The following is a 15,194-nucleotide window of genomic DNA, read 5'->3' on the forward strand; positions in this document are numbered from 1 at the left end:
CGTCGGGAGGTGCGTCAGCACGGTATTCCCGTGTCACCCGCCAGGGCAAAGCACCGATTAGCGTCACCCGCCGGGGCAAAACGGTCACCGTACCGCTCTCCGTGCACTGCTCAACCGCCGAGGGGGCCGAAGGGTTCCCCTCCTTCCTCCTGCCGCTTCGCCCGACTGTCGGTGCCGGGGCCTACCCTGCCCGGCATGACCGCCATGAGCCTCTCCGCCGACCAGGCCCGCCTGATCGCCCTCCGCGCCCAGGGCCTGCTCGGCGCACCGGACCGCCGCGCCGGGGTCCGCGGGCTGCTGCGCCACCTCGGCGCCGTGCAGCTGGACACCATCTCGGTGCTGGCCCGCTCGCACGAGCTGGTGCCGTACGCCCGGCTCGGCGCGGTCGGCCGGCCGGCCGTGGAGAGCGCGTACTGGGGCGGCGCCGGCACCTTCGAGTACTGGTCGCACGCCGCCTGCATCCTGCCGATCGAGGAGTGGCCGCTGTTCGCCTTCCGCCGCCGGGCCTACCGCGCCCGGGGCAACCTCTGGGGCCACCAGGTCACCCCCGCCACCTACCGGCAGGTGCTCGACAAGCTGCGCGCCGAGGGTCCGCTGACCTCCACCGAACTGGGCGGCGCCAAGCGGACGGCGGAGTGGTGGGACTGGTCCGACACCAAGATCGCGGTGGAGCGGGCGCTCTCCTTCGGCGATGTGGTCTGCACCGAGCGCCGCGGCTGGAAGCGGGTCTACCGGCTGGCCGAACAGGCCGTCCCGGACGCGCTGTTCGAGCGCGACCCCACCGACGCCGAGTGCCTGCGGCAGCTGGTCGCCCAGGCCGGCGCGGCGCTCGGGGTGGCCACCCGGGCCGACCTGATGGACTACCACCGGCTCAAGGCCGCGCAGTTCGACGCCGCCGTGCCCGAGTCCGGCCTGGTCCCGGTCGAGGTGGCCGGCTGGGGCGCACCCGCCTGGGCCGATCCGGCCGCCCTGGCCTCCGACCCGCGCGGGCGGCACCGCACCACCCTGCTGTCGCCCTTCGACTCGCTGGTCTGGGACCGCGCCCGCACCGAGCGGATCTTCGGCATGACGCACCGGCTGGAGGCCTACACCCCCAAGCACAAGCGGGTGCACGGGTACTTCGCCATGCCGCTGCTGACCCAGGGGCGGCTGGTCGGCCGGGTCGACCCGGCCCGCGAGGGGCGGACCTTGGTGGCCCGTCAGATCTCGCTGGACGCGCCGAAGCACCTCGGGGCGCTGGCCACGGCGCTGCGCGAGGCGGCCGGCTGGGTGGGCTGCGAGGCCGTCCGGGTCGAGGCCCTGGACGACGAGCGGCTGCGCCCCGCCCTGCAGGCGCTGCTGGACGGCTGAGCGACCGAACGGCCCCCGCGGTCAGCCTATTTCGAGGATCTTCTCCCGCATCGCGTAGACCACGGCCTCCATCCTGGAGTGCAGCTGCAGCTTCTCCAGGATGTTGCGCACGTGGTTCTTCACGGTGTTCTCGCTGATGAACAGCTCCTTGGCGATCTCCCGGTTGTTCATCCCGGTGGCCACCAGCTTGAGCACCTCCAGCTCCCGGTCGGTGAGCCGGGGCACCGGCACCAACTCCCGGTCGTCGGAGCGGCGCTGGATCATCGACTTGAACTCGGTGAGCAGCTTGGAGGCCATCGAGGGGCTGATCTGGGACTGACCGTCCGCCACCGCGCGGATGGCGGTGGCGACCTCGTCGGTGGAGATCTCCTTGAGCAGGTAGCCGGTGGCACCCGCCTTGATCGCCTCGTAGAGGTCGGCCTCCTCGTCGCTTATCGTCAGCATGATGATCTTGGCGCTCGGGACCACGTCCTTGATCGCGGTACAGGCCTCGATCCCGCTGCGGCGCGGCATCCTGACGTCCATCAGGATGATGTCCGGCAGCAGGTCCGCGGCCTTGAGCACGGCCTCGGCGCCGTCGCCGGCCTCACCGATGACCGTGATGTCCTCCTCCTCGGCCAGCACGATCTCCAGGCCTCGGCGGAACAGTGCGTGGTCGTCCACCACCAGGACCCGGATCGGCTCGGTGCGGCGCAGCGCGTACTCGGGCTCCCTACCCTCGCCCTGACCGCCCCCCCGGCCGGCTCCCAAACCCTGGCTGAATGGCTCGCCCATCCGCTCCTCCCCCGGCTGCCGGTCGATGTCGGGCCCATCATTCCACGGCGGGGGCCCGATTGATCACCCTCCGCCGTCGCACCGCCCAGCTGGGTGACCCCGGCGGCCGCAGCCGCCGGGGTCACCGGTGTGTCCTGTCTTCGGTGTTGTACCGGGCCACCGCGGCGGCTCCGGGCCCTACGGGTCGGCGGACGGACCGTCAGTCCTCGTCCGGCCCACCGATCGCGCCACCGGCGCCGCCGGCGTCACCCTGGGCGTTGTGGTCCTCCTTGAGGTGGATCACGCCGTAGTGGTATCCGTGCCGGCGGTAGACCACGCTCGGCAGGCCACTGTCCTTCTCCACGAACAGGTAGAAGTCGTGGCCGACGAGCTCCATCTCGTACAGCGCCTGGTCGAGCGACATCGGCCCGGCGGGGTGCGTCTTCTCCCGGACGACGAGCGGACCGTCGCCCTCCACCTCCAGCGATCCCATCATGGTCTTGCGGGCTGCCCCGTTGCTACCGGCCGCGGGTCGGGCCGTCTCGGGGAGAGCCGCCAGCGCCGCCGTCGCCTCCGCGACGCTGATCGGGGTGCGGCCGCTGCCGCCCTTGTGCACGCGGCGGCGGTCGGCGGACTTGCGCAGTTGCGCGTCCAGCTTCGCCGAGGCCAGGTCGAGGGCCGCGTACGGGTCGGCCGCGGCGGCCTCGGCCCGGATCACGGGGCCACGGGTACGGAGGGTGATCTCGACCCGCTCCGAGCGGTCGGCCTGGCGCGGGTTGTGCTCCTTGGACACCTCGACGTCGAGGCTGATCACCTTGCCGTCAAACTTCTGGACCTTCTCCAGCTTCTCGGCCACGTGCTCGCGGAACCTCTTGGGCACCTCGGTCTTGCGGCCCTTGACGACGATGTCCACGCAGAACTCCGATCCCTTGTGCTGTCGCCGAACCGGAGTGCATACCGGATCGGCCTGAGACCCAGCCGGACCAGCCAATCAGTCACCGGCCCCAGCGTCGCCGGGAACGGCGAGCGCGACTGGCCCTCACCTCACTTCCTCCCCACCAGGAGCGCTTGAAACCCCCTCTGGCCTTATGAGACACCCCACGGGGGGATTCCGCCTCCCCAGTCGAACAACGTAACGAGGGAGAACCGGCGGCACGACTGTTGCCCTCTGTTTACCCTCCTACGGGTGAAAGAAGGGTAAACGGCTGGACAACACCGCCAGGGTGGTCAACCGTATGGCGCAAATCGCCGCTCCGCCACCCCCCGGAAGGCGCCGATATGACCGATCTGCCCACCGCCGTCCGCGAGCTGCTGGAGCTTCTGCTGCCCACCGCCTGCGCCGGCTGCCCGGTCGGCCGGGGCCAGCTCTGCCCGGCCTGCCGGGGCGTGCTCGTGGCCGCCCGCCCGGGCCCGGCCACCCCGAGCCCGGCGCCGCCCGGGCTGCCCCCGGTGCACGCCGCGGGGCCGTACGGCGAGCCGCTGCGCGGGCTGCTGCTCGCGCACAAGGAGCGGGGCGCGCTGCGGCTGGCCCGGCCGCTCGGCACGCTGCTGGCCGGCGCGGTGCGGTCGGCGGCCGACGGCTGCGGGCCGCTGCTGCTGGTGCCGGTGCCCTCCACCCGGCGGTCGGTGCGCGCCCGGGGCCACGATCCGATGCTGCGGCTGGCGCGGGCGGCCGCCGCGGAGCTCCGCCGCTCCGGCCGGGCCGCCCTGGTCGCCCCCGCGCTGCGGCAGACCCGGCGGGTGGCCGATCAGGCCGGCCTGGGCGCGGCCGATCGGCGGCGCAACCTGCACGGCGCCCTCGTGGTGCCGCCCGGGCTGCGCGGCAGGCTGGCCCGGGCCGGGCGGGGCCGGCGGCTGGTGCTGGTGGACGACCTGGTCACCAGTGGCGCGAGTCTGGCCGAGGCCGCCCGGGCGCTGTCCGCCGCCGGCCACCCGCCGGTGGCGGCCGCCACGGTCGCCGCGGTGCCCAGGCGCTCGGGCCGGGCACCCGGAGCAGCCGCACGGGGCGGCCGCAGCGGGCCGGCGCCGCCCCTGCGGCCCGGCCGGGCGGCTCAGCCCGGGTAGCTGAAGGACAGCGCCGGGTGCTCCTGCGGCACCGGCACCTCGCGCCACTGGGTGCCCTGGAGCCGGTAGATCCGGTGGTCCGAGACCGCCAGCACGGTCGGCACGGTGTCGCCGTCGCGGCCTTCGGTGGCCGAGACCGAGGTCATCGAGTCACCGCCCTGCAGCGGCGAGTCACTGCTCTGCGAGCCGTCGGTGCCCAGGTAGTGGAGCTGCTGCAGCTTCCCCTTCTCCTTGCCGAGCACCAGCAGCTGGTCGGTGTCCGCCCAGGAGACCGAGGCGACATCGGTCAGCAGCGGGCCGACCGGCCGCAGCCCGGTGATGTCCGCCTTCGGGTCGGCGACCGTGCCGCGGTGCGTCAGCAGGCCGAGTTCCACGGTCTGGGTGTTGTCCTTGGGGTTGCTGAGCACCAGGGCGATCCGGACGCCGTCCGAGGCCACCTTGAGCGACTTCACGGTACGGCCGCCCAGCCCGGCGACCGGCACCTCGACGACCTTGCCGCCGCGGACCATCAGCACCCGGGAGCCCGCCGGGTCACGGTCGACCAGCCACAGGTCCTGCCGGCCGTCCCAGCTCGGCGAGGCCAGCCCCTGCTCGGGGGTGGGCGCCCGGCTGGTGACCACGTTGGCGCCGGTCTTGTCGCTGTCGCCGGTGCCCACCACCTGCAGGTTCCGGCCGTCGGCCCCGATCACGGCCACCGCCCCGCCGTCACGGCGCACCGCGAAGGTGCCCGGGGTCGCCTTGCCGGGCTGCCCGGCCGGGGCCGGCTGCCCCAGCGGGCCACCCACCGCACGGCCCTGCCCGTCCCCCTGCGCGACCATCATCTGGCCGTTGTCCAGCTGGTAGTACTGGTGCGAGCCGAAGCTCCCGGCGAGGCTGCCGGGCGCGATCCGCGCCGCCGAGTCCTCGCTGATCGCGCAGCCGCCCTTGACGCCGCTCAGCTCCAGCCGCTGGATCGGCGCCTTGCCCTGCTGGTCGGCCAGCGTGTGGTAGAGCTGCCCGGCCATCTGCTGGCAGAGCTCGCTGCGGCCGCCGAAGTCCGGCACGTCGACCTTGACCGTGGCCACCTTGCTGTCGCTGACGGCCACCGGAGCCGTGATCCGGACCCCGTCCAGCGGCGAGTACACCGCGGGGGCCAGCCAGGTCGACGGCCCGGCCGCCAGCGCCTTGGCCGCCGCCGTCAGCGGGTCCACCCGGCGCCGCAGGTAGATCGGGTCCGGGATCAGCACGGACCCGGCCTGCGGGTGCTCGGCCGACGGGTCGGTGAGCGCGAAGAAGTAGCGGTGAACGGCCCGGTAGCCGTTCTTGAAGGTGGTCTGGTCGGCGATCAGCCCGTCCGGCAGCCGGTCGATCCGCCACTCGCCCTTGTCCGGGCCGTCGCTCTCCTTGACGAAGGTGAAGGTCTGGCGGAACTGCTCGCCGTCGGCCGCCGCCTGGTACGAGTGCTTGGCGTCCAGCGTGCCGACCAGGCCGCCGGTGACGGTGATCTCCGTGGAGGCGGCCCCCTCCGGCGGCGGGGCGCTGTTCTGGCCCTGGCTGTCCAGGACGGACACCCCGGCCTCCGGCTGCCAGTGGTCGCCGGCCGTCGAGGTGAGGTACTTCTTCGCGGTGCGGTAGGTCGGCTCGTCCGCGTTGGAGGCGTTCAGGAAGCCGGCCAGCAGGTCCCGCGGGGACTCCCCCTTGTAGGGGGCCACCGGGTAGACCCGGACCTGGAGGTTCTCGGCACCCGCGCCCTGGGGTATCTCCACCCGCTCGGGCGGCCCGCCCTCGGGCATCCCCACGCAACCGGTGGCCAGGAAGGCGACCAGGGTGCCCCAGACCGCCGCGGTGGCGGGCCGGACTCCGGTCCTACCGCTGCCTGTCCGTCGCACCGTCGGTCCCCTCCTCGTCGTTCTCCGGCGCCTGGGCCCCGGTGGCCTGCTGCGTGCTCGGCCGACCGGCCGGCCGGTCGACCACGACCTGGGCGCCGATGGCACCGTACCCCCCGGCCGCCGACCGGACGTCCGACGGGTCGGCGAGCGGCGCCGCGGGGGCCCGGCCGAGCCCGGGGCCGATGCTGAGCACCCCGCCCAGGCCGCTGCCGAAGCCGGTCACCGCGCCCTCCGGCGTCTCCGGGGTGTCCGGCTGCGCCGCACCCGGCTCGTCGGCCGAGGTCAGCGCGGTGGCGCCGGCCGGCCGCTGGGAGCGCCGGTAGGGCGCACCGGTGGAGGCCAGCCCGCGGTTGTGCCGGGAGTCCTCGGGTTCGAGTCGGAACGGCGCCCGGACCAGCTCGCCACCGCGGGTCCGCGGCAGGGTGAGCCGGAAGTGCGACCCACCGCCGGGCTCGCCCCAGGCCTGCAGCCAGCCGCCGTGCAGATGGGCGTCCTCGACCGCGATGGACAGGCCGAGGCCGGTGCCGCCGGTGGTCCGGACCCGGGACGGGTCGGCCCGCCAGAAGCGGTGGAACACCCGGGAGGCCTCGCCCGGCTTGAGTCCGATGCCGTAGTCACGGACGCCGACGGCGACCGCGCCCTCGCCGGAGCCGAGCCGGATGACCACGTCGCGGCCCTCGCCGTGCTCCAGCGCGTTGACCACCAGGTTGCGCAGGATGCGCTCGATCCGCCGGGCGTCGACCTCGGTCACCACCGGGTCCTCGCCACCGCGGATGATCACGGCGCTGCCCTTGGCCTGCGCCAGCGGGTCGGCCGCCTCGACCACCCGGGTCACGATGTCCCGCAGGTCCACCGGCTCGGCGTCCAGGATCGCGGCGCCGGCGTCGAACCGGCTGATCTCCAGCAGGTCGGCGAGCAGCGACTCGAAGCGGTCCAGCTGCTCCTGGAGCAGCTCGGCCGAGCGGGCGGCCATCGGGTCCAGGTCGTCCCGGCTGTCGTAGATGAGGTCGGCGGCCATCCGGACGGTGGTGAGCGGGGTGCGCAGCTCGTGCGAGACGTCCGAGACGAACCGGCGCTGCACCCGGGAGAGCTCCTCCAGCTGCCGGATCTGTGCCTGGAGCCCGTTCGCCATCCGGTTGAACGAGTCGCCGAGCCGGGCGATGTCGTCGGACCCGGTGACCTTCATCCGCTCTTCCAGGTGCCCGGCAGCCAGCCGCTCGGAGATGCCGGCGGCCATCCGCACCGGGGTGACCACCTGGCGGACCACCACCCAGGCGATCCCGCCGAGCAGCATCACCAGGAAGACCCCGGCGGTGGCGAGGGTGCCGACCACCAGTCCGAGGGTGTCGGTCTCCTGGCCGAGCGAGAAGACGTAGTAGAGCTGGTACTCGGTGCCGAGCGCGTCGGGCCCCTTGAACTGCTTCCCGATCACCAGACCCTTCTCGTCCGAGGTCTGGCCGCCGTTGCCGTCGCCCCGGTGGATCATCGTGGTCTGCTCGTGCAGGATCTCCGGCTGCGCGGCGACGTCGTCCCGCAGCTGTCGGGTGATGCTGATCGGCAGGATGTCGCCGGAGTACCAGGCGCCCCGGAACACCGTCTCCGAGCCGCCCTCGGTCTGCGGGGCGGGCAGGATGGCGATCACCGAGTAGACCCCGGCGCCACCGCTGGACAGGTCGGTGACCTGCTTGTTCAGCCAGGCCCCGATCTCGTCCCGGGCCGGATCGGCGTTGGCCCCGGCCTTGGCCTGGAGCTTCATCGCCTCGTTGATCTTGTCCTGTTCGATCTGGAAGCCGCCGATGGCCTGGCCCTGCGCGGCGTGCCGCTTGGTGTCCAGCAGCCCGTTGCGGACCTGGGCCACCACCACCACGCCCAGCACCAGCACCACGGCCACCGAGAGCAACAGCGTGGTGGCGACCACCCGCAGCTGGATCGACCGCCGGTACACGGCTATCAGCCGGTTGAACGGGCGCCGGAACTGACGGGCCACCAGCGCGAGCAGCCCCGCCACCCCACGCCGGGGCCGCCGGCCCTGGGTGGTCGAGCTCAGCACGTCACCGCGCACAGCAGCATCCCCGCCGGGTCCGATGCCCGACGGGGACTCGTCAGCTTCCTGGTCCCGCATGCTCAGCTGGGCCCCGCCTTGTAACCGACCCCGCGGACCGTCACGACGATCTCCGGGCGCTCCGGGTCCTTCTCGATCTTGGACCGGAGTCGCTGCACGTGGACGTTGACCAGCCGGGTGTCGGCCGCGTGCCGGTAGCCCCAGACCTGCTCCAGCAGCACCTCGCGGGTGAACACCTGCCAGGGCTTGCGGGCCAGCGCGACCAGCAGGTCGAACTCCAGCGGGGTCAGCGGGATGCCCCGGCCGTCCCGCTTGACCGAGTGGCCGGCCACGTCGATGACCAGGTCACCGATGGTCAGCTGCTCCGGGGTGGGCTCCTCGGCCCGGCGCAGGCGCGCCCGGACCCGGGCCACCAGCTCCTTGGGCTTGAACGGCTTGGTGACGTAGTCGTCGGCCCCGGACTCCAGGCCCACCACGATGTCGACCGTGTCGGTCTTCGCGGTGAGCATCACGATCGGAATGCCCGACTCGGCCCGGATCTGCCGGCAGACGTCGATGCCGTCCCGCCCCGGCAGCATCAGGTCGAGGAGGACGAGATCCGGCTTCGTCTCCCGGAACGCGGCTAGCGCCTTGTCCCCATCCGCGACGAAAAACGGCTCAAAACCCTCACCACGCAGCACGATGCCGAGCATCTCGGCAAGTGCGGTGTCGTCATCAACGACGAGGACGCGTCCCTTCATGGCTCCATCTTCTCATTACCGGATTGTGACCTGGCGCACAGCAGCGCCGGTCGGTGGCCTCCGGTCCGCCGCAGGACCGGGCATAACACCTCAAATCTCGCAGCTCACGGGCGTCGGGGAGGCCGTTGTCGATCAGCAACGGGATACCCCTGGGGTGACCAGGCCCACCATGGCACGATGGGCGGCGCAGGAACAGTTTCCGGCCGGTAGCCGACCACCCGCCTGCCCACCAGGACCGCAGGACCACCTCACAAGGAGCAGTGATGACCGACAACCCGGGCTGGACCTCGCCCGGCTCGCCCGAGCCGGCCGACGGGGCCCCGCCGCAGGCGGCAGGCCCAGCCGCAGCACCGGGTACGTCGGCGACATCCACCCCCGAGGGTGGCGCTCCGCAGCAGCCGCAAGCCCCCCAGGACACCCCGCACGCCCCGCAGGACGTCCCGCCGGCCACCCAGTGGGGCGCCCCCGGCCAACCGTCGTACGGCGGCTACGGCGCCCCCGGTGGCGCCCCCGGCTGGGGCCCGCCGCCCCCGTACGGCGGCCACCCGGGCTGGGGCGTGCCGCCGAGCCCGAAGCCCGGGGTCATCCCGCTCCGGCCACTGGGCGTCGGCGAGCTGCTGGACGGCGCCTTCACCACCGTGCGCAAGTACTGGCGCACCACGCTCTCGCTGTCGCTCGGCTTCGCCGCGCTGACCCAGACCGTGAAGACCGTGCTGGAGTGGTGGGCGCGGCAGAGCGGCGGCGTCGGGGCGGAGCTCACCGCGGCGCTGGTGCCGACCGTGCTGCAGGCCCTGCTCGGGATCCTGGTCGGCGGCCTGCTCACCATCGTGGTCAGCAAGGGCGTGCTCGGCGAGCAGGTCACCCTGCGTGAGGCCTGGCAGTCCGCCCGCGGCCAGCTGGGCCGGCTGACCGGCCTCACCTTCCTGCTGTTCCTGATCATCCTCGGCGTGTTCCTGGTGGCCGCCGTGCCGCCGGTCCTGCTGGGCATCTCCGCGGGCTTCACCCCCGGGGTGGCGGTGCTCGCCGTGCTGATGATGCTGGTCGCGCTGGGCGTGGCCTGCTGGCTCGGCGTCCTGCTCAGCCTGGCGAGCCCCGCGCTGATGCTGGAGCGCCAGGGCGTGCTCACCTCGCTCAGCCGCTCCCGCCGGCTGGTCAAGGGCTCCTGGTGGCGGATCCTCGGCGTCAACCTGCTGACCACCATCATCCTCGGCATCGTCGCCACCGTGGCCGCGCTGCCCTTCGTCTTCCTGGCGACCCTGTTCGGCAACCCCGAGGCCTTCGACCAGCTCGCCGGTGAGAACACCACCGGCCTCAACCTGCTGGGCATGGTGATCATGGCCGTCGGCGGCACCCTGGTCTCCACCATCACCATCCCGGTCAACGCCGCCATGACGGTGCTGCTCTACATCGACCGCCGGATCCGCCGCGAGGCCCTCGACATCGAACTCGCCCGCGCCGCCGGCGTGAGCACCCCGCAGCCCACCGGCTGGGCCGGCCCGGCCGTGCCCCACCAGAGCACCCCACCGGGAGCCTGATCCCGATGCCGAACTGGGGGGAGGGTGCGCTGCTGGCCGGCGGCACCCCCGTCACCGTCCCGCGCGACCAGGCCCGGGACGCCGCACACGACGAACTGCTCAACCCGGTCTACCACCAGCACGACCCGAGCCTGCTGGAGCGGATCGAGACCTGGATCTCGGACCGGATCTCCGAGCTGTTCTCCGGTCTGGGCACGGCGACCGGTAGCACCACCGGGACGATCCTGCTGCTGCTGGTGGCGGCCGCCGTGGTCGCCGCCGTCTGGTGGCGGCTCGGCGCGCCCGGCCGACAGGCCCGCAGCACCGGCGGGCTGTTCGAGGTCGACGGCCCGCGCAGCTCCGCCCAGCACCGCTCGGCAGCCCGGGCCCACGCGGCCGCGGGCGACTGGGCCGAGGCCGTCCGGGAGCAGATGCGGGCCGTGGTCCGGGCCCTGGAGGAGCGCACCGTGCTCGACGTCCGCCCCGGCCGGACCGCCGACGAGGCGGCCGCCGAGGCCGGCCGCGCCCTGCCCGCCCACGCCCCGGCACTGGCCGCGGCCGCCCGGACCTTCGACGACATCGCCTACGGCGACCGCACCGCCGAAGCGGGCGACTACCAGTCCCTGGCCGAGCTCGACCGGGCCCTGCAGGCGGCCCGCCCGGCCCTCGCCCCGGCCGCCGGAGGCACCGCATGACCACCGCACCCCCGATACCCCCGCCGGCCCCGGCCGCTGCGACCCCGCCACCGGCCACTCCGGAGTCGCCCACCCCGACCAGCCTGGCCCCGGGCGGACGGCGGCTGTGGCTGCGCTCACGCTGGTACCTGCTCACCGCCGTCCTCCTGCTGGTGCTCGGCCTGCTCCTCGGCGGCCTGACCGGCCGCAGCAGCTGGCCCCCGCTGGACCCGCGCTCGCCCGACCCGGAGGGAGCTCGGGCCGCCGTCGTCCTGCTCCAGCGCGAGGGCGTCGACGTGCGCACCGTCGAGGACGACAAGGCGCTGGCCACCGCCCTGCGCGAGCCCGGCACCACGGTCGTCCTGCCCCGGCCGGACCTGCTCAGCCACGCCCAGCTCAGCCGGCTCGGCGCCGTCCCCCGCGGCAGCGCCAACCGGCTGATCCTGATCTCCCCCGAGCAGAGCGCGCTGGACGCCCTCGCCCCCGGCATCACCCTGGTCACCGCACCGGACGGGTTCCCCGACATCGCCGAGCCGCTCAGCACCCCGCCCGCCTGCCAGCTGCCTGAGGCCGTCCGCGCCGACACCGCCGAGCTCGGCGGGCTGCTCTACGACGCCGGCTCCGGCGACACCGGTTGCTACCCGCGGCACGGCCACCGGAGCCTGGTCCGGCACGCCGAGAACGCCGACCGCGAGACGGTCGTGCTCGGCACCGGCCGACCGCTCACCAACAGCCGGCTCGACGACGACGGCAACGCCGCACTCACCCTCGGCCTGCTCGGCAGCCACCAGCACCTGGTCTGGTACCTGCCCGACTACGAGGCCGGCGTGCCGCTGGCCCACCGCAAGCAGTTCACCGACTTCATCCCCGCGGGCTGGAACTGGGCCGCCCTCCAGCTGACCATCGCCGCCGCGCTGGCCGCCCTGTGGCGCGGCCGACGGCTCGGCCCGGTGGTCGCCGAGCAACTGCCCGTCGTGGTCCGGGCCACCGAGACCACCGAGGGCCGGGCCCGGCTGTACCACCGCGCCAAGGCCCGCGGCCGCGCCGCCGACGCGCTGCGCCGGGCCGCCGTCCACCGGCTCGCCCCCGCACTCGGGGTGCCGACCGCCGCCGGGCAGCCCGAGCCGATCGCGCTCTGCACCGCCGTCGCCGACCGCGTGGCGCGCTCGGCCGACGACATCCGGGCCCTGCTCTACGGCGGCCCGCCCACCGACGACGCCGCACTGCTGCGGCTCACCGACGACCTCGACGCCCTGGAAAGGCAGGTACGACAGCCGTGACCGAGCAGCCCGCTGCCAGCACGTCCCTCAGCAAGGCCGACATCCCCGGTCCGGTGCACTCCCCCGAGGCCCCGGCGGCCGCCCCCGCGGACGCCCGCGCCGCCCTCACCGCCCTGCGCGCCGAGATCGGCAAGGCGGTGGTCGGCCAGGACGCGGCCGTCACCGGCCTGGTGGTCGCCCTGCTCTGCGGTGGCCACGTCCTGCTCGAAGGCGTCCCCGGCGTCGCCAAGACGCTGCTGGTGCGCACCCTCTCCACCGCGCTGAGCCTGGACACCAAGCGGATCCAGTTCACCCCCGACCTGATGCCCGGCGACGTCACCGGTTCGCTGGTCTACGACGCCCGCACCGCCGAGTTCTCCTTCCAGCCCGGCCCGGTCTTCACCAACCTGCTGCTCGCGGACGAGATCAACCGCACCCCGCCGAAGACCCAGGCCTCGCTCCTGGAGGCCATGGAGGAGCGCCAGGTCACGGTCGACGGCCACCCGCGCGCCCTGCCCGAGCCCTTCCTGGTCGCCGCCACCCAGAACCCGGTGGAGTACGAGGGCACCTACCCGCTGCCCGAGGCCCAGCTCGACCGCTTCCTGCTCAAGCTGGTCCTCCCGCTGCCCACCCGCGACCAGGAGTTCCAGGTGCTGTCCCGGCACGCCAACGGCTTCGACCCGCGCGACCTCGCCGCCGCCGGCGTCCGCCCGGTCGCCGGCCCCGCCGACCTGGCCGCCGCCCGCGCGGAGATCGCCAAGCTGACCGTCTCCCCCGAGGTGCTGGCGTACATAGTCGACCTCTGCCGGGCCACCCGGCAGTCCCCGTCGCTGTCCATCGGGGTCTCCCCCCGTGGCGCCACCGCGCTGCTCAACGCCTCCCGCGCCTGGGCCTGGCTGGCCGGCCGCGACTACGTCACCCCCGACGACGTCAAGGCGCTCGCGCTGCCCGCGCTGCGGCACCGGGTGCAGCTGCGCGCCGAGGCCGAGATGGAAGGCGTCACCGCCGACTCGGTGGTCCAGGCGGTCCTCGCCCAGACCCCCGCCCCGCGCTGACCCTGCCGTTCCACCCAGGATCCCCCGAAGGAGTCCCGTCCATGGCCCTGACCGGCCGAACCGCCCTGCTGGCCGCGCTCGGCGCGCTCGTCGTGGGCCTCCTGCTGCCTTCCTGGGCCGGCATCGGCGCGGTCACCCTGCCCGTGCTCCTCGCGGTCCTCGTCGACCTGGTGCTCGCCGCTCCGGTCCGCACCCTGCGGTTCTCCCGGAGCGGCGACACCGCCGTCCGGCTCGGCGAGAGCGCCACCGTCGAACTGACCCTCACCAACCCGTCCGGGCGCCCGCTGCGCGCCCTGCTCCGGGACGCCTGGGCGCCGTCCGCGTGGCGCCCCGGCACCGCCGAGACCGGCTCCCGGCACAGCCTCACCGTCCCGGCCGGCGAACGACGCCGGCTGACCACGGTGCTGGCCCCGACCCGGCGCGGCGACCACCACGCGCACCGGGTGACGGTCCGTTCACTCGGCCCGCTGGGCCTGGCGGCCCGTCAGGGCTCGCACCAGGTGCCGTGGACCCTGCGCGCTCTGCCCCCTTTCACCAGCCGCAAGCACCTGCCGTCACGGCTCGCCCGGCTGCGTGAACTCGACGGCCGGACCGCCGTCCTGATCCGCGGCCAGGGCACCGAGTTCGACTCGCTGCGCGAGTACCTGCCGGGCGACGACGTCCGGTCGATCGACTGGCGGGCCAGCGCCCGCCGCAACACCGTCGCCGTCCGCACCTGGCGCCCGGAGCGCGACCGGCACGTCCTGCTCGTCCTCGACACCGGCCGCACCGCGGCCGGGCGGGTCGGCGACGCCCCCCGGCTGGACGCGGCCCTCGACGCGGCACTGCTGCTCACCGCCCTCGCCACCAAGGCGGGCGACCGGGTCGACCTGCTCGCCCACGACCTGCGCAAGCGCGGTAGCGTGCTGGGCCGTTCGCCCTCCGACGTGCTGCCCGCCTTCACCTCGGCGATGGCCACCCTGGAACCGGCCCTGCTGGAGACCGACATGCGCGCCCTGGTCTCCAACTCGCTGCGCCTGGCCCCGCACCGCTCGCTGATCGTGCTGTTCACCGGTCTCGACGCCCGCCCCGTCGAAGAGGGCCTGCTCCCGGTGCTGCCGCTGCTGACCAAGCGCCACGAGGTGGTCCTCGCCTCCGTCGCCGACCCCCGGCTGGACGAACTCGCCACCGCCAGGGGCAGCGTGAAGGAGGTCTACGGCGCCGCGGCCGCCGAGCAGACCCGCGCGGACCGTCGCCGCACCGCGGACCGCCTGACCCGCCTCGGCGTCACCGTCCTCGACGCCCCGCCGGCCGCCCTGCCGCCCGCACTCGCCGACACCTACCTCGCCCTCAAGGCCGCCGGCCGGCTCTGACCCCCGGTCACCCCTGCGGCCGCCCCCGGCCGTCACACTTGCCCGAGAAGCGGTAGCGCGCGGGCAGCCAGCCGCACATCTCGCTCGCGGCCATCCTCGGCGAGGCTCCGCCAAGCACCGTCCGGCATCCCGGCCCTGGCACCGGCGACCAGGGCGATCACGGCCCTCAGGCGGACCTCCCGGTCCGGGTACGAGAGCGCCCGCAGCAGGACCGGCTCGCCACTGCGGAACTCGGTGAGAACGGTGACCACGTGGGGCCGGCGCGCACCGGGCCCGCCCCTGGAACCAGGTAAGCGCCCGCCGGATGCCCACATCGCGGCCTCCCGCCGCCACGGCAGGTGCGGCTCCAGCCCCGGGACGGGCAGTGCGAGGCTCCCCGCCTGCCCAGTCGCCTGTTCCTCGGACTGTGGCCGGGAATGCGAAAAGCCCCTCCGGGTGACCCGGAGGGGCTTCTCTGAAAGATTGTTCGGCGGCGTCCTACTCTCCCACAGGGTCCCCCCTGC

General features: G+C 74.2%; 12 protein-coding genes. 7 read left to right on the top strand and 5 right to left on the bottom strand.

Translation table 11 applies throughout. The annotated features are described in order from the left end of the window. Positions 1–195 precede the first annotated feature (195 nt). Entirely contained in the window at positions 196–1,350 is a 1,155-nt protein-coding gene (locus AB0K43_RS15930; RefSeq protein WP_363639937.1) for a crosslink repair DNA glycosylase YcaQ family protein, read from the top strand. Between the two features lie 21 nt (positions 1,351–1,371). On the opposite strand, the gene AB0K43_RS15935 is transcribed toward AB0K43_RS15930, so the two are convergent. Beyond that, positions 1,372–2,124 (bottom strand): response regulator transcription factor, encoded by a 753-nt coding sequence (locus tag AB0K43_RS15935; RefSeq protein ID WP_363639939.1) that lies wholly within the window; start codon positions 2,122–2,124, stop codon positions 1,372–1,374. A 199-nt stretch (positions 2,125–2,323) separates the two neighbouring features. Further along, positions 2,324–3,016, bottom strand: a complete 693-nt coding sequence (gene raiA, locus AB0K43_RS15940; protein ID WP_363639941.1) for a ribosome-associated translation inhibitor RaiA — start codon at positions 3,014–3,016, stop codon at positions 2,324–2,326. 365 nt (positions 3,017–3,381) lie between these two features. Here raiA and AB0K43_RS15945 point away from each other — a divergent pair, with 365 nt between their 5' ends. Continuing rightward, the gene (locus tag AB0K43_RS15945; RefSeq protein ID WP_363639943.1) at positions 3,382–4,167 is read left to right on the top strand and encodes a ComF family protein; all 786 of its coding nucleotides are present in this window, start codon (positions 3,382–3,384) and stop codon (positions 4,165–4,167) included. Here AB0K43_RS15945 and AB0K43_RS15950 read toward each other — a convergent pair. Genes AB0K43_RS15950 through mtrA form a run of 3 tightly spaced genes read right to left on the bottom strand, consistent with a single transcriptional unit; the run spans position 4,155 to position 8,837 of the window. Then, positions 4,155–6,035, bottom strand: a complete 1,881-nt coding sequence (locus AB0K43_RS15950; protein WP_363639945.1) for an LpqB family beta-propeller domain-containing protein — start codon at positions 6,033–6,035, stop codon at positions 4,155–4,157. The genes AB0K43_RS15945 and AB0K43_RS15950 overlap by 13 nt on opposite strands. After that, entirely contained in the window at positions 6,013–8,157 is a 2,145-nt protein-coding gene (mtrB, locus tag AB0K43_RS15955) for an MtrAB system histidine kinase MtrB (protein ID WP_363639947.1), read from the bottom strand. The genes AB0K43_RS15950 and mtrB overlap by 23 nt, the downstream gene beginning before the upstream one ends. Before the next feature lie 2 nt (positions 8,158–8,159). Beyond that, a complete protein-coding gene (gene mtrA, locus AB0K43_RS15960) occupies positions 8,160–8,837 on the bottom strand; it encodes an MtrAB system response regulator MtrA (protein ID WP_033821070.1) in 678 nt (225 codons plus the stop codon). A 263-nt stretch (positions 8,838–9,100) separates the two neighbouring features. Between mtrA and AB0K43_RS15965 the strand changes: the two genes are divergently transcribed. From AB0K43_RS15965 to AB0K43_RS15985, 5 genes are read left to right on the top strand one after another with little or no spacing between them, the layout of a single operon-like run. After that, entirely contained in the window at positions 9,101–10,372 is a 1,272-nt protein-coding gene (locus tag AB0K43_RS15965) for a hypothetical protein (RefSeq protein WP_363639949.1), read from the top strand. Positions 10,373–10,377: 5 nt separating this feature from the next. Continuing rightward, positions 10,378–11,046 (top strand): DUF4129 domain-containing protein, encoded by a 669-nt coding sequence (locus AB0K43_RS15970; RefSeq protein ID WP_363639951.1) that lies wholly within the window; start codon positions 10,378–10,380, stop codon positions 11,044–11,046. Beyond that, complete coding sequence (locus AB0K43_RS15975; protein WP_363639953.1) at positions 11,043–12,305, top strand: DUF4350 domain-containing protein; 1,263 nt, start codon at positions 11,043–11,045, stop codon at positions 12,303–12,305. Before AB0K43_RS15970 ends, AB0K43_RS15975 begins: the two co-directional genes overlap by 4 nt. 53 nt (positions 12,306–12,358) lie before the next feature. Next, the gene (locus tag AB0K43_RS15980) at positions 12,359–13,339 is read left to right on the top strand and encodes a MoxR family ATPase (RefSeq protein ID WP_363639982.1); all 981 of its coding nucleotides are present in this window, start codon (positions 12,359–12,361) and stop codon (positions 13,337–13,339) included. A gap of 41 nt (positions 13,340–13,380) precedes the next feature. Beyond that, complete coding sequence (locus tag AB0K43_RS15985) at positions 13,381–14,691, top strand: DUF58 domain-containing protein (RefSeq protein ID WP_363639955.1); 1,311 nt, start codon at positions 13,381–13,383, stop codon at positions 14,689–14,691. The last annotated feature ends 503 nt before the right edge of the window (positions 14,692–15,194 follow it).

The organism is Kitasatospora sp. NPDC049258 (assembly GCF_040678895.1).
Lineage (GTDB): Bacteria > Actinomycetota > Actinomycetes > Streptomycetales > Streptomycetaceae > Kitasatospora.